Source organism: Streptomyces sp. NPDC013317 (assembly GCF_055563155.1).
Genome location: NZ_JBVHDX010000004.1, coordinates 150964 through 164680, shown reverse-complemented (window position 1 = coordinate 164680; position 13717 = coordinate 150964). Strand labels below are relative to the sequence as shown.

The 13717-nt window shown below is 72.1% G+C and carries 11 protein-coding genes; 5 read left to right on the top strand and 6 right to left on the bottom strand.

Annotated features, from left to right (window positions below; genetic code table 11):
• Positions 1–81: 81 nt before the first annotated feature.
• Entirely contained in the window at positions 82–489 is a 408-nt protein-coding gene (locus tag ACZ3IJ_RS13405; RefSeq protein WP_391798907.1) for a cobalamin B12-binding domain-containing protein, read from the bottom strand.
• Between the two features lie 293 nt (positions 490–782).
• Between ACZ3IJ_RS13405 and ACZ3IJ_RS13400 the strand changes: the two genes are divergently transcribed.
• Positions 783–1589, top strand: a complete 807-nt coding sequence (locus tag ACZ3IJ_RS13400; RefSeq protein WP_467467792.1) for an esterase/lipase family protein — start codon at positions 783–785, stop codon at positions 1587–1589.
• Positions 1590–1844: 255 nt separating this feature from the next.
• Positions 1845–3401 carry a M23 family metallopeptidase gene (locus ACZ3IJ_RS13395; RefSeq protein ID WP_467467790.1) on the top strand — a complete coding sequence of 519 codons (1557 nt, stop codon included), beginning with the start codon at positions 1845–1847 and terminating at the stop codon, positions 3399–3401.
• Positions 3402–3466: 65 nt separating this feature from the next.
• Here the strand turns inward: ACZ3IJ_RS13395 and pcrA are convergent, their stop codons facing one another.
• A complete protein-coding gene (gene pcrA / locus ACZ3IJ_RS13390; protein ID WP_467467788.1) occupies positions 3467–5923 on the bottom strand; it encodes a DNA helicase PcrA in 2457 nt (818 codons plus the stop codon).
• Positions 5924–6200: 277 nt separating this feature from the next.
• On the opposite strand from pcrA, the gene ACZ3IJ_RS13385 reads away from it, so the two are divergent.
• Complete coding sequence (locus tag ACZ3IJ_RS13385) at positions 6201–7376, top strand: C40 family peptidase (protein WP_467467786.1); 1176 nt, start codon at positions 6201–6203, stop codon at positions 7374–7376.
• 79 nt (positions 7377–7455) lie between these two features.
• Here the strand turns inward: ACZ3IJ_RS13385 and ACZ3IJ_RS13380 are convergent, their stop codons facing one another.
• Positions 7456–7809 (bottom strand): hypothetical protein, encoded by a 354-nt coding sequence (locus ACZ3IJ_RS13380; protein ID WP_467467784.1) that lies wholly within the window; start codon positions 7807–7809, stop codon positions 7456–7458.
• 345 nt (positions 7810–8154) lie between these two features.
• Between ACZ3IJ_RS13380 and ACZ3IJ_RS13375 the strand changes: the two genes are divergently transcribed.
• Positions 8155–9240, top strand: coding sequence for a C40 family peptidase (locus ACZ3IJ_RS13375; RefSeq protein WP_467467782.1), 1086 nt, complete (start codon positions 8155–8157; stop codon positions 9238–9240).
• A 153-nt stretch (positions 9241–9393) separates the two neighbouring features.
• On the opposite strand, the gene ACZ3IJ_RS13370 is transcribed toward ACZ3IJ_RS13375, so the two are convergent.
• A complete protein-coding gene (locus ACZ3IJ_RS13370) occupies positions 9394–10101 on the bottom strand; it encodes a LuxR C-terminal-related transcriptional regulator (RefSeq protein WP_467467780.1) in 708 nt (235 codons plus the stop codon).
• Positions 10098–11366 (bottom strand): PspC domain-containing protein, encoded by a 1269-nt coding sequence (locus tag ACZ3IJ_RS13365; RefSeq protein ID WP_467467778.1) that lies wholly within the window; start codon positions 11364–11366, stop codon positions 10098–10100. The genes ACZ3IJ_RS13370 and ACZ3IJ_RS13365 overlap by 4 nt, the downstream gene beginning before the upstream one ends.
• A 171-nt stretch (positions 11367–11537) precedes the next feature.
• On the opposite strand from ACZ3IJ_RS13365, the gene ACZ3IJ_RS13360 reads away from it, so the two are divergent.
• Entirely contained in the window at positions 11538–12890 is a 1353-nt protein-coding gene (locus ACZ3IJ_RS13360) for a PspC domain-containing protein (protein ID WP_467467776.1), read from the top strand.
• Between the two features lie 156 nt (positions 12891–13046).
• On the opposite strand, the gene ACZ3IJ_RS13355 is transcribed toward ACZ3IJ_RS13360, so the two are convergent.
• Positions 13047–13685, bottom strand: a complete 639-nt coding sequence (locus tag ACZ3IJ_RS13355; protein WP_467467774.1) for a DoxX family protein — start codon at positions 13683–13685, stop codon at positions 13047–13049.
• Between the last annotated feature and the right edge of the window lie 32 nt (positions 13686–13717).

The following is a 13717-nucleotide window of genomic DNA, read 5'->3' as shown; positions in this document are numbered from 1 at the left end:
GCCCGTGCGCCCGGTGCGGACAGGTGCGGACCGATGCCGACCCGTCCCCGCCCCTGCCCCGCCCGTCCCGTCCCGCAGGGCCTATGCGGCGACGCGGACGTTCGCGTTGACCCACTCCACGATGGACGCCGTCGTCGCACCCGGGGTGAAGATCTCCGCCACGCCCTTGTCCTTCAGCGGCGCGATGTCCGCCTCGGGGATGATGCCGCCGCCGAAGACCTTGATGTCCTCCGCGTCGCGCTCCTTCAGAAGCTCCAGGACCTTCACGAACAGCGTGTTGTGCGCGCCCGAGAGGATCGACAGGCCGATCGCGTCGGCGTCCTCCTGGATCGCCGTGTCCACGATCTGCTCCGGCGTCTGGTGCAGTCCCGTGTAGATGACCTCCATGCCGGCGTCGCGCAGCGCCCGCGCGATCACCTTGGCCCCGCGATCGTGGCCGTCGAGACCCGGCTTGGCCACCACCACGCGGATCGGACCGGTCACACCCATCACTGCCTCCACATGCGACCCCCGCGCTTCATTGCCGGGGAGGTGAACGAACGTTATCGCCAGCATCCCGCACGTCGCTGTTTCGCGGTGGGCACCGAGGGGGAAATCACACGGTGGGACATTGTTCGCCTGCGCCGGACCCCCGGGCCCTCCTCCTGGGCCCACCAGCCGCAAGGGTCGTGCGCAAGGGAGCCGCAACGGGGTAGCCGTACGTCCGGGCCGTCAGCCGGCGGCCCGGACGTACGGCTCACCGGACTACCGCTCGGCGCCCGCGTGCCGCTCGGAGGTAGCCGATGGAGCTCACCAGGCTCACCAAGGTCACCACAGCACTGAAGGCCAACGCCCTCGAGCTGGCGATCCTCACCGGCCATCTGCTCCTCTACCCCTCCGGCATCGTGTCCGAGCGCCCCGAGGTCGCCGCCGACCCCGACACCGCGCCGGGGACCGGGGGCGGGGCCGGGCGCCCCGTCGTCCTCCTCCACGGCTTCGTGGACAACCGCAGCGTCTTCGTCCTGCTGCGGCGCACCCTGGCCCGGCACGGACGTCACCCCGTCGAGTCGCTCAACTACTCTCCGCTCACCTGCGACCTGCGTGCCGCCGCCGAGCTGCTCGGCCGCCATGTCGAAGAGGTCTGCGCCCGCACCGGCCGGTCCGAGGTCGACGTCGTCGGCCACAGCCTGGGCGGCCTGATCGCCCGTTACTACGTACAGCGCCTGGGCGGCGACGCGCGGGTGCGGACGCTGGTCATGCTCGGCACCCCGCACGCCGGCACCACCGCCGCCGCCTGGGTCGGCGCTCATCCCCTGATCCGCCAGATGCGCCCCGGCTCCGAGGTGCTGCGGGAGCTCGCCGAGCCGGCGCCGGGCTGCCGGACGCGCTGCGTCAGCTTCTGGAGCGACCTGGACCAGGTGATGGTGCCGGTGGAGACGGCCCGCCTCGACCACCCGGATCTGCGCGTGCACAACGTTCAGGTCAGCGGCATCGGCCATCTCGCCCTGCCGGTGCATCCGACCGTCGCGGCGGGGATCTGCGAGGCACTGGACGTCGACGAGCCCGGCGCCACGCCGGAGGCCGAACCGGGCGCCGCCTCCGTCGCCTGAGCCGGCACGGCTTCAGGGGGTCTGACGACCCGCCAGAAAGCATCTGTTCTTCGAACGTTCCTCGAACACAAGCCAAAGCTCTTCCCCGAGGCCGCCGAAACACGGCCGATTGCCCGTTTCCTGCGGAACCAAAACCCTCGGAAGATTGTCGGTCGCGTATACCGCCGGGTACAGTCGCGCCACTGCTTAACCCCGGGACACCCCTCGACGGGCCCGCCCCGGACTGGTCCTGCCGCCGAGGCGAGAGAGAAGTTGGTGAACGACCAGCACCCCCACGCCGGGTACGTCGGAGACGACGCCCACAGCACCGGCGGCTTCGCAACGGACCCGCTCTTCGGCGCCCTTCCGGGCGGCTACGACGCCGGTCACAGCGGCCAGTACGACACCACGCAGTGGAGCGGCAGCCACCAGTGGGAGTCCGGCGCCTACGGCGCGACGGGCCAGTACGACACCACGGGCCAGTACGACACCACCGGGCAGTACGCCACGACGGGTCAGTACGAGACGACCGGCCAGTACGACACCGGCGCGCAGTACGACACCACCGGTCAGTGGGACGCCTCCGCCTGGACCGAGGCCCAGCAGACGGGTCAGTACGAGACCGCGCACTTCGCCTCGTACGACACCACCGGGCAGTGGACGACCCCCGCCTTCGAGACGGGTACGTACGACGCCACGGCCTGGAACTACGCCACGGCGCAGCAGGACGTCCTGGTCGCGGACCCCGTCGTGCCCCAGCAGTACACCCCCGAGTACGAGTTCGCCCCCGCGCCCGAGGCGCAGGCCGAGCAGCCCGACGCGTACGAGGCGCCGTACGAAGCGCCCCACGAGGACACGTACCGGCAGGCCTACGAGGAGCCGTACGAGCAGCCCCATGAGGAGCCCTCGTACGAGGAGTCGCACGAAGGCGACTACACCTACGCGTACGACTACGAGGCCGCCGCGGAGTCCGAGGAACCGGCCGCCGAGTTCCCGGAGGAGTCCCCGGCCGAGGCGGAACCCGCCCCCGCCGTCGCGACCGCCACCGCCGGCCGTCCCGTGCGCCGCTCCTCCGGCGGCAGCCGGGGCCGGCGCCGTACGCCCGCCAAGCGCTCCGCGCTGCTGACCGTCGCCGTCCCCTCCGCCTGTGTGATGGGCGTCGCCGGGATCGCCGCCGCCTCCGTCGGCGGGCTCGCGGACGCGGGTGCCGACACGAAGGACGACACGACGGCGCTCGCCGCAGCCGACCCCGCCTCGGTCAAGCCGGTCGCCGCCAACAACAAGCTGGACACCCAGCTCGCGGCGCTCAGCGCCGACGCCCGCGACTTCGGCGACCGCGCCAGCCGCACCCAGGAGCGCATCGACCTCAAGGCGCGCCAGGACGCGGAGAAGAAGAAGCGCGAGGAGGAGGCCGCCCGCAAGGAGGCGATGCGTCCCAAGTTCGCGCTGCCGGTGAAGCTGCACCAGCTCAGCGCGAGCTACGGACAGGCGGGCGTCAACTGGATGTCCGTGCACACCGGCATCGACTTCCCCGTCCAGTACGGCACGAAGGTGATGGCCGCGACCGACGGCACGGTCCGCACCCAGTGGAACAGCGCCTACGGCAACATGGCGATCGTGACCGCCGCGGACGGCACCGAGACCTGGTACTGCCACCTGAGCAGCACCAAGATCCGCTCGGGCAAGGTCAAGGCCGGCGACGTCATCGCGTACTCGGGCAACTCGGGCAACTCCACCGGCCCGCACCTCCACTTCGAGGTCCGTCCGGGCGGCGGCGCCGCGATCGACCCCGAGGCGTGGCTGCGCAGCCATGGTCTCAACCCGACCGGCTGACGATTCCGTACGGACGTACGCGAGAGGGCCCCGGCCGAAGCCGGGGCCCTCTCGCGTACGTACCGCTACAGCTTCTCGACCGGCGCGTACCGCAGCAGCAGCCGCTTGGGCTTCTCGTCGCCGAAGTCGATCGTCGCCTGCGCGTCGGCGCCCGCACCCGTCACCTGCATGACCGTGCCGAGGCCGAACTGGTCGTGCGTGACCCGGTCGCCGACCTGGAGCGTGATCACCGGCTTGTCGCTGGTCCGCCGGGTCGCGAAGCCCGAGGGGCCGGAGCGCGCGCGGGAGGAGGAGAGCGAGGAGGTGATCCCGGAGGTCGGCCCGGCGGGCTTGACCATGGGACCGGTCCGCTTCCACTCCAGATACGAGGCCGGGATCTCCTCCAGGAAGCGCGAGGCCGGGTTGTACGAGGGCTGGCCCCAGGCGCTGCGCATCGAGGAGCGGGTCAGATACAGCCGCTCGCGGGCGCGGGTGATGCCCACGTACGCCAGCCGCCGCTCCTCCTCCAGCTCCTTGGTCTGGCCCAGCGCGCGCATGTGCGGGAAGACGCCGTCCTCCATGCCGGTCAGGAACACCACGGGGAATTCGAGGCCCTTGGCGGTGTGCAGCGTCATCAGCGTGATGACGCCCGACCCCTCCTCGTCCTCGTCGGGGATCTGGTCGGAGTCGGCGACGAGCGCGACCTTCTCCAGGAACTCGGCCAGGGTGCCGGTCTCGTCCTCGCCCCGCTCCTGCTCGAACTCCAGCGCCACGGCGGCCAGTTCCTGGAGGTTCTCGATACGGGTCTCGTCCTGCGGGTCGGTGGAGGCCTGCAGCTCGGCGAGGTACCCGGTCCGCTCCAGGACGGCTTCGAGGACGACGGCCGGGCCGGCGCCGGAGTCGACGACCGTACGGAGCTCCTCCATGAGGGCGTTGAAGCGCTTGACCGCGTTCGCGGACCGCGCTGCCATGCCGTACGCCTCGTCGACCCGCTTCAGCGCCTGCGGGAAGGTGATCTTCTCCCGGAGCGAGAGGGCGTCGATCATCGCCTCGGCGCGCTCGCCGATGCCGCGCTTGGGCACGTTCAGAATGCGGCGCAGCGGCACGTTGTCCTCGGGGTTGGCGAGGACGCGCAGGTAGGCGAGGACGTCGCGGACCTCCTTGCGCTCGTAGAAGCGCACGCCGCCGACGACCTTGTAGGGCAGGCCGACGCGGATGAAGATCTCTTCGAAGACACGGGACTGGGCGTTCGTCCGGTAGAAGACGGCGACGTCCCCGGCCTTGGCGTCGCCCGCGTCCGTGAGCCGGTCGATCTCGTCGGCGACGAACTGGGCCTCGTCGTGCTCGGTGTCGGCGACGTAGCCGGTGATCTGCGCGCCCGCGCCCGCGTTGGTCCACAGGTTCTTGGGACGGCGGGACTCGTTGCGCTCGATGACCGCGTTGGCGGCGGAGAGGATCGTCTGAGTGGAGCGGTAGTTCTGCTCCAGCAGGATCGTCGTCGCGTTCGGGTAGTCCTCCTCGAACTGGAGGATGTTGCGGATGGTCGCGCCGCGGAAGGCGTAGATCGACTGGTCCGCGTCACCGACGACGCACAGCTCGGCCGGGTCCAGGTCGTCGTAGCCGGTGCCGACCAGCTCCCGCACGAGGGTGTACTGGGCGTGGTTGGTGTCCTGGTACTCGTCGACGAGGACGTGGCGGAAGCGGCGGCGGTAGTGCTCGGCGACGTCCGGGAACGCCTGGAGCAGATGGACCGTCGTCATGATGATGTCGTCGAAGTCCAGGGCGTTGGCCTCGCGCAGCCGTGCCTGGTACATCCGGTACGCCTCGGCGAGCGTCTTCTCGAAGCCGTCGACGGCCTGGTCGGCGAAGGTCTCCTCGTCGATCAGCTCGTTCTTCAGGTTCGAGATCTTGGCGCTGAAGGACTTCGGCGGGAACTTCTTCGGGTCGAGGTCCAGGTCACGGCAGACCAGGGACATCAGGCGCTTGGAGTCGGCGGCGTCGTAGATCGAGAAGGAGGACGTGAAGCCGAGCTTCTTGCTCTCCCGGCGCAGGATGCGGACGCACGCACTGTGGAACGTCATGACCCACATGGCGTTGGCGCGCGGGCCGACGAGGTGCTCGACGCGCTCCTTCATCTCGCCCGCGGCCTTGTTGGTGAAGGTGATCGCCAGTATCTGGCCGGGGTGGACGTGCCGGGTGCCCAGCAGGTGGGCGATGCGGTGGGTGAGCACCCGGGTCTTGCCGGAGCCGGCGCCCGCGACGATGAGCAGCGGGGTGTCGGTGTGGACGACGGCGGCGCGCTGCTGTTCGTTCAGCCCGTCCAGGAGCGCGGCGGCGTCCACGACGGGGCGGGCGGCTCCGTCGCGGTAGTACGCGTCCCGGGCCGGCGGCGCGTCGAAGCGCCCCCCGAAGAGGTCGTGCGGGACCTCCTCCGCGGCCGGGGCGCCGTGCACGTGGTGCTCGTCCTCGGGCGGGGGCGGAGGCTCCTCCGGGGAGTGGTTCTGGAGGCTCGCCAGGAAGCTGTCGTCAAAGAGGCTGCTCATCGCCTAACGAGTCTAGGCCGCCGCACCGACAGCCCGCCCCCGCCTCCCGAAGTGAGAGGGAGATTACGGAAGGTGACGATCCACTTTAGGTCACGGAAAAGTATCGGGCATATCGAACATCGGCCTTCACAGCACCCTCACCGGTTGGCTAGCGTGCTCGCCCAGGCAGCCCGTCCGCTCCGACGGCGAAACGCGCCGAGCGGGCCGCTCACGCCGAAGCCGGCCCTGCCCCGCGGCAGTTGACGCCGGTCGTTCCCCTCGGCGGCCACGGAAGGAGATGCCGGCCTTGGCGTCCCATCGCAAGCCGCGCACCACCCGATCGCACTCCCCCGCCGTCGGGGTCACGACGGCGGCACTTGCCGGGGTCACGCTGCTGACCACGCAGAGTGCCCAGGCCTCACCCGCCGCCCCGGCCAAGCCGACGGTGGAGGAGATCCAGAAGAAGGTCGACGACCTCTACCGGCAGGCCGGAACGGCGACGCAGGAGTACAACCGCGCCAAGGAGGCCACCGACCAGCAGCGTCGCAAGGTCGACGGGCTCCTGGACGACGTGGCCAAGCGGACGGACGAGATCAACGAGTCACGGCGGGCGCTCGGCTCGTACGCGGCGGCGCAGTACCGGGCGGGGGCCGTGGGCCCGACCGCCGCGCTGATCTTCGCGGACAGCCCGCAGTCGTACTTCGACCAGTCCCACCTCATGGACCGGCTCACCGAGCGCGAGCGCAGCGCGGTGTCGGAGTACGAGAGCAAGCGGGTCGCCGCGGCGAAGCAGCGCGCGAAGGCGACGAAGAGCCTGGAGACCCTGACCGAGTCGCAGGCGACGCTCCGTACGACCAAGCAGACCGTCCAGCGGAAGCTGGGCGAGGCGCGGACGCTGCTGGCCAGGCTGACGGCCGAGGAGAAGGCACGGCTCGCGGAGCTGGAGCGCAAGCGGGAGGCCGAGGCACAGCGCAAGGCGGAGGCACGGGCCAAGGCGGAGGCCGCGGCCAGGGCCGAGGCGGAGGAGGCCGAGCGGCGCCGGCAGGAGGAGGCCGCGAGGGAGCAGCAGCCGACCACGCCGGTGCCCGGTGGATCGACCGGCGGATCGGGCGACTCGACGTACGCGGCGAAGGCGGAGAAGGCCCTGGCCTTCGCCCGCGCCCAGATCGGCAAGCCGTACGTGTGGGGCGCGACCGGCCCCAGCTCGTACGACTGCTCGGGGCTCACCCAGGCGGCCTGGCGGGCCGCGGGCGTCGACCTGCCCCGTACCACCTGGGACCAGGTGGAGGTGGGCACCCGGGTCGCCACGGCCGATCTGCTCCCCGGGGACCTCGTCTTCTTCTACGACGACATCAGCCACGTCGGTCTCTACATCGGCGGCGGCAAGATGATCCACGCGCCGAAGCCGGGTGCGAACGTCCGTGAGGAGTCGATCTACTACATGCCGATCTACGGCGGCGTCCGCCCGGCCTGAGCCGGATCTCGCGGGCCCGGCACCGTCGGGCCCGGTGCCGGGCCCGGTGCCGTCGGGCCCGGTGGCCCGGCCGGCTCCGTCAGGTCCAGAGGGTCGCGATGAAGATGTTCGCGATCGTCAGGCCGCCGACGGCGGCGAAGAGGCCCTTGTCGACCGTCTCCTCGTCCCGCTTCACGTACACGAGGGCGAGGATGACGACAAGCACCGCCATCTTGATGCCGATCTTCACGTTGTTGACGCTCTGGTCGTCCGCCTGATTGAGGCCGACCAGGGCGATGCCGGTCACCAGCATGGTGAGCGCGCCGTGGAGCATGGCGGGCGTGAAGCGGGCCGTACCCGCGCCCATCGCCTTCATCTGGGTGAGGAACCCGCCGAGCAGCGAGGCGATTCCGATGATGTGCAGGGCGACGAAGACATTGATGAGTACGTCCATGGGGCGGAGCCTAACCGGGCACATAGCACCCCCGTTCGGCCGGGTCCAGCTTGTCCGGCGCTTCGGTCATGCCCGCGCCGGAATGCGGCGCCCACCCGTCGCCGCGGCCGGAGCGGAACGGTCCCGAAGGGACAACTGGCGCCAATAGCGGTCAAGGCCACGCCGCCCCGTGACGGGCAGGTTTAGCGTCCTCCCCCAGGTGGCCGGCTCCCCACCACCGCCGGTCCTCCGGCGGCAGCCGGCCGCCCCCGCCGAGAATCCGGCGGTGGGCCGTCTCCCCTGTGCGGTCCATCGCCGGACCCGGTGGGCAACGACCCCCACAGGGAGAGGATGTGACCCGCCCTCGTGGCAGCGCACCGGAAGCCCAGGAACTCCCCCCTCGGTGGCCAGGCGGCACGCACCGCCGCCACGCTCGCCCTCGCCTCAGCGGCGACGGCGACCCTCTTCGAGGGTTCCGGGCACGCCGAGCCCCGGCTCACCCCCGCGCAGGTCAAGGCCAAGGTCGACCGGCTGTACCAGGAGGCCGAGGTGGCCACCGAGAGGTACAACGGCGCGAAGGAGAAGGCGGACGCGGCACGGGACGCCCTCGACCGGCTGCGGGACGAGGCCGCGCGGAGGACCGCCCGGCTCAACACCGCGCGTGACGGGCTCGGTTCCGTCGCCACCGCGCAGTACCGTTCCGGGGGCCTCGACCCCGCCGTGCAGCTCGCGCTCACCTCCGACCCGGAGCAGTATCTGGAGCGTGCCGCGCTGGCCGAGAAGGCCGGTCAGCGGCAGGCGGCGACCGTCACCTCGGTACGGCGGGAGCTGGCCGGGATCAGGCAGCTGAAGGCCGAGTCGGACGAGCGGCTGACGCAGCTGCGCGGGCACGAGGCCGATCTGCGACGCCAGAAGGCCGCGGTACAGGGAAAGCTCGGCGAGGCGCGCTCGCTGCTGGCCCGGCTGACCGCCGAGGAGCGGGCGCGGTACGAGGCGGCGGCGTCCGGGGCGGGGCGGGGTGACGCCGACGGCTCCTCCACGGGTACGACGGGGAGCCGGGCCGACCGGGCCTCGGGGATCCGCGGTCCGGTCACGGCGCCCAGCAGCCGTGCCGCGCAGGCGATCTCCTTCGCCCGGGCCCAGCTCGGCAAGCCGTACGTGTGGGGCGCGACGGGCCCGTCGGCCTACGACTGCTCCGGGCTGACGCAGGCCGCCTGGCGCTCGGCGGGGGTGGCACTGCCCCGGACGACGTACACGCAGATCAACGCGGGGCAGCGGGTCTCCCGATCCGAACTGGCCCCGGGCGACCTGGTCTTCTTCTATTCGGGGATCAGTCATGTCGGGCTCTACATCGGCGGCGGCCAGATGATCCACGCGCCCCGGCCGGGCGCGCCGGTGCGGGTAGCGCCGATCGACGAGATGCCCTTCGCGGGAGCGACCCGCGTCTCGTGACGCCCTGGGCGGGTGAGGCCCTCGACCCGTGAGGCCCCTTCGGCTGGTGACGCCCGAGGCCCTCGACGGGTGAGGCCCTCGACGGGTGAGGCCCTCGACGGGTGACGCCCTTCGGCCCGCTCGGCTCGGGCCCGGCTCGGGCCCGGCTCGGCCTCAGACCAGCCGGCGGGCCGTCGCCCAGCGGGTCAGCTCGTGCCGGTTGGACAGCTGGAGCTTGCGCAGCACCGCGGAGACGTGCGACTCGACCGTCTTCACCGAGATGTAGAGCTGCTTGGCGATCTCCTTGTAGGCGTACCCCCGGGCGATCAGCCGCAGGACCTCGCGCTCGCGCTGGGTGAGCCGGTCGAGGTCCTCGTCGACCGGCGGGGCGTCGGTGGAGGCGAAGGCGTCGAGCACGAAGCCCGCGAGCCGGGGCGAGAAGACGGCGTCGCCCTCCTGGACCCGGAAGATCGAGCCGACCAGGTCGGTGCCCGTGATCGTCTTGGTGACGTAGCCCCGGGCGCCGCCCCGGATCACCCCGATCACGTCCTCGGCCGCGTCCGAGACCGAGAGGGCCAGGAACCGCACCGGGTTCTCGGGCGCCGTCATCAGGCTCGTGCAGCGGCGCAGCACCTCCACCCCGCCCCCGCCCGGCAGGTGCACGTCGAGCAGGACGACCTCGGGGCGGGTCGCGGTGATCACCGTGACCGCCTGGTCGACGTCGGCGGCCTCCCCGACCACCTCGACGCCGGTGACGTCGGTCCGGCCGATCTCGGCCTGCACCCCCGTGCGGAACATCCGGTGGTCGTCGACGAGCACGACCCGCACCCGACGCTCCGTGCTCGGTGCCGCCGTCGTCCCGGTCCCGGTCTCGTCGCTCATCCGTCCGCCCTCTCCATCTCAAGCTCCACTTCGGTGCCCCCGCCCGGAACGGACCGCAGCCGGGCCGAACCACCGTTGCGCTGCATCCGGCCGATGATCGATTCTCGTACGCCCATCCGGTCGTCGGGCACCGCGTCGAGGTCGAAGCCGGGGCCGCGGTCCCGCACGGAGACGAACACCGTACGGCCCTCGACCTCCGCGTAGACCTGCACCGCCCCTCCCTCGCCACCGTACTTGGCGGCGTTGACCATCGCCTCGCGCGCGGCCTGCATCTGCGCGACCAGCTTCTCGTCGAGCGGGCAGTCCCCCACGACCACGACCTCCAGCGGGACGCCGTGCTTGTCCTCGACCTCGGCGGCTGCCCGCTTCACCGCCTCGGCGAGCGTCTCGGGCTCCTCGCTCTCGTCCTTTCCGGTGCCCTCCGGTCTGTACAGCCAGTTCCGCAGCTCCCGCTCCTGCGCGCGGGCCAGTCGGCGCACCTCGCCCGGCTCGTCCGCGTTGCGCTGTATCAGCGTGAGCGTGTGCAGGACGGAGTCGTGGACATGGGCCGCGACCTCGGCGCGCTCCTGGGCGCGGATCCTCATGGTCCGCTCCTCGGAGAGGTCCTGCGACATCCGCACCAGCCACGGCCCGGCGAGCAGCGCGATGCCGGTGAGCACGGCTATCGCGGCGGTGAGCGCCGTGCCCAGTTGGGCCGCGGAGCCCCGGACCACCATGAAGACCGTGAGCCCCATGCCGACGAGGGCGACTCCCGCGAAGCCGCGGGCGAGCTGGAGGGTCCGCCGGCGGCGGCCCGGCTCGGTCCAGCTCTCACGGCGGGCGTTGTCCGCCTGCCGCCAGACGAGGACGACACCGACGCCGATGAGGAGCGTGGGCCAGACATAGCGGTCCGTCCGGTTGCCCCAGTCGATGTTGCCCGCGAAGACGGCGGCGCCGATCGCCAGCGCGATCAGGGCGAAGACCTGGCCCCGGTCGGGCTTGCGCAGCCGGCGTCTGCCGTCCGCGGTGGTCTCGAAGACGGGGCGGGGCGTGCTCCGGCCGCCGACACCGAGCGGGACGACGATCCAGAACACCGCGTACAGCAGAGCGCCCAGGCCGTCCGCGAGGAGGAGGACCAGGAACAGGACGCGGACCCAGACCACGGGCAGTCCGAGATGTCCCGCGAGGCCGCGCGCGACACCGCCGAGCCACCGTCCGTCGGCGCTCCGGTAGAGCTTGCGCACGGGCGGTTCGTCGGTCTCGGTGACTTGGGCGGCTGCGGGCATGCACCGATGGTCACACGTGCGGCCGGGCGGGCACATCAGGGTCGACCCCTGAGATCGCCCCTAGGAGGCGGCCCCCGGGACGTTCTCAGGGTGGACCGCCTCCGGAATATCAGGGTCGGGCCAGGGTCGGCCCCGGTGCCGCGGCGGGACGGCGGCCGTCACCATGGACGCATGACGAGTTCGACGCCTTCTTCGCACGAGGCCCCGCCGACGGCGGAGGCTTCCCCCGCCGCGCCCCTGCGCCGCTCGCGGCAGCACCGGGTCGTGGCCGGTGTGTGTGGTGGCCTCGGCCGGCACTTCGACCTCGATCCGGTGATCTTCCGTATCGCGATCGGCGTACTGTCCGTGACCGGCGGCCTCGGGCTGATCTTCTACGGCTTCGCGTGGCTGCTCGTCCCGCTCGCGGGCGAGGAGGAGAACGAGGGCCGCAGACTGCTCGCGGGCCGGGTCGACGGCGCCGCGCTCGTGGCCGTGCTGATGGCCCTGGTGGGGTGCGGTGCCCTGCTGTCGATGCTGCGCAACGGCGGGACGCTCGCGTTCGCGGTGATGCTGTCGATAGCGGTGTGCGGCGCGGCGGTCTGGTCGCAGCGGCGCGCGCAGGTCACCACGGGCGAGGCCGAGGGCCGCATGGACGCGGCGACGGCGGCCGCGGTCGCGGAGGCGCCGCCCGAGACGAAGGCGCCGCCGCTCGTGGAGTTCCCCTCGTGGTGGAAGGACCCGATCGTCAAGGACGGTTCGACGGGCAAGGTCGCCATCGGCTACCTCTGGGGGCCGCACGGCGTGGGACCCGACGGCCGGCTCCCGAACGGGGAGATCCCGGTGCCCGGCAGCCAGTGGGGTTCGGCCGACCCGGAGTTCGGGCGGCGTCCCGAGGCGGCGGCCGTCCGGCGCGGGCCGCGCTCCATCGGCGGCGTGGTCTTCCTCCTGGCGCTGCTCGCGGGCGGCCTCGGGACGGGACTGTCCTGGGAGACGCATCCGTTCGGCACGAGCGTGCAGATCGGTCTGGTCGCCGCCCTCGCGGTGTTCGGCCTCGGTCTGGTGGTCAGCAGCTTCCTCGGCCGGACCGGGTTCGGCACGATCTTCCTGACGGTGGTCACGGCGGGCCTGCTCGCGGTGGCGGCCGCGCTGCCGAAGGAGATCTCCACGGAGTGGGCGCGGACGACGTGGAGACCGGCGTCGGTCGCCGCCGTGGAGACCCGGTACGAGCTGGGCACCGGCGTCGGGACGCTCGATCTGTCACGGCTCGCGGTCCCGGCGGGCACGACCGTCGGCACGGAGGCCGAGGTCGGCGCGGGCAGGCTGGAGGTGATCGTGCCGAAGAACGTCACGGTGAAGCTGCGCGCCCAGGTGGGCCTGGGCGATGTGCAGCTGCCGCAGCAGCGCCCCGAGGACATCGACATCGCGCCCGACCGCGACGAGCGCCGGACGCTGCCCCCCGCCGAAGGCACCACGCCCGGCGGAACGGTCGACCTCTCCCTGGAGGTCGGTCTCGGACAGGTGGAGGTCATCCGTGCTGCTTCATGAGTTCCGGCCCGGCCGCCTGATCGCCGGCGCGACCGCGATCGCCCTCGCCGTCCTCTACGCGGGAGACGCCGCGGACGCCTGGGAGACGCCCTGGTACGAGGTGATCCCGGTGCTCTTCGGGGGCCTGGGCCTGGCCGCGCTGGCGACCTGGGTGGCCTATCGGGTGCGCCGTCGTTCGGCGAGGACGGCGTCGAGCGAGAGGTACGCGGCCCCGGCGAGCACGAGCGGGAGCCAGGACATGAGATAGGCGAGGTCGTTGCCGTAGTAGTACGGGTCGACCTGCCAGCTGACCGTCAGCCAGAGGCTCAGGGAGATCAGGGCTCCGCCGAGCGCGGCCACCCGGGCGAAGAGGCCCACCAGGGTGCCGAGGCCGACGGCCAGTTCGCCGAAGGCGATGGCGTACCCGAAGCCGACGGGGCTCTTGAGCGCCAGGTCGACGAGGGCGGGGATGGCCGAGGTGTCCCGGACGCCGCGCATCATCTCGCCGATGGAGCCGGTGCCGGTGTCGGACATGAAGGCGGAGTCGGTGAGCTTGTCGAGCCCGGCGTAGACGAAGGTGACGCCGAGGAAGATGCGCAGCGGCAGCAGCGCGTAGTGCGAGGCGGCGGCCTTCCACGCGGTGAGCCCGCCGGACCGGCCAGGACCGGCCGAGCCGCCGTGACCTCCGCGTCCGCCATGACCGCCGTGGCTCCCGTGACCGCCGCCCGGCGTCCCGTACGAACCGTTCGAGCGAGCCGGACCCGTGGGGCCGGAGGCCCCGGGCGCCCCTGACGTTCCCTTGCCGTGCTGTGCCATCGTCGGCCTGCCTCTCCACGCCACTGTCCGCG

Coding starts and splice junctions, on each gene's coding strand:
- ACZ3IJ_RS13405 (WP_391798907.1), bottom strand. CDS start 489: ATGGGTGTGACCGGTCCGATCCGCGTGGTGGTGGCCAAGCCGGGTCTC.
- ACZ3IJ_RS13400 (WP_467467792.1), top strand. CDS start 783: ATGGAGCTCACCAGGCTCACCAAGGTCACCACAGCACTGAAGGCCAAC.
- pcrA (WP_467467788.1), bottom strand. CDS start 5,923: ATGAGCAGCCTCTTTGACGACAGCTTCCTGGCGAGCCTCCAGAACCAC.
- ACZ3IJ_RS13385 (WP_467467786.1), top strand. CDS start 6,201: ATGCCGGCCTTGGCGTCCCATCGCAAGCCGCGCACCACCCGATCGCAC.
- ACZ3IJ_RS13380 (WP_467467784.1), bottom strand. CDS start 7,809: ATGGACGTACTCATCAATGTCTTCGTCGCCCTGCACATCATCGGAATC.
- ACZ3IJ_RS13370 (WP_467467780.1), bottom strand. CDS start 10,101: ATGAGCGACGAGACCGGGACCGGGACGACGGCGGCACCGAGCACGGAG.
- ACZ3IJ_RS13365 (WP_467467778.1), bottom strand. CDS start 11,366: ATGCCCGCAGCCGCCCAAGTCACCGAGACCGACGAACCGCCCGTGCGC.
- ACZ3IJ_RS13360 (WP_467467776.1), top strand. CDS start 11,538: ATGACGAGTTCGACGCCTTCTTCGCACGAGGCCCCGCCGACGGCGGAG.
- ACZ3IJ_RS13355 (WP_467467774.1), bottom strand. CDS start 13,685: ATGGCACAGCACGGCAAGGGAACGTCAGGGGCGCCCGGGGCCTCCGGC.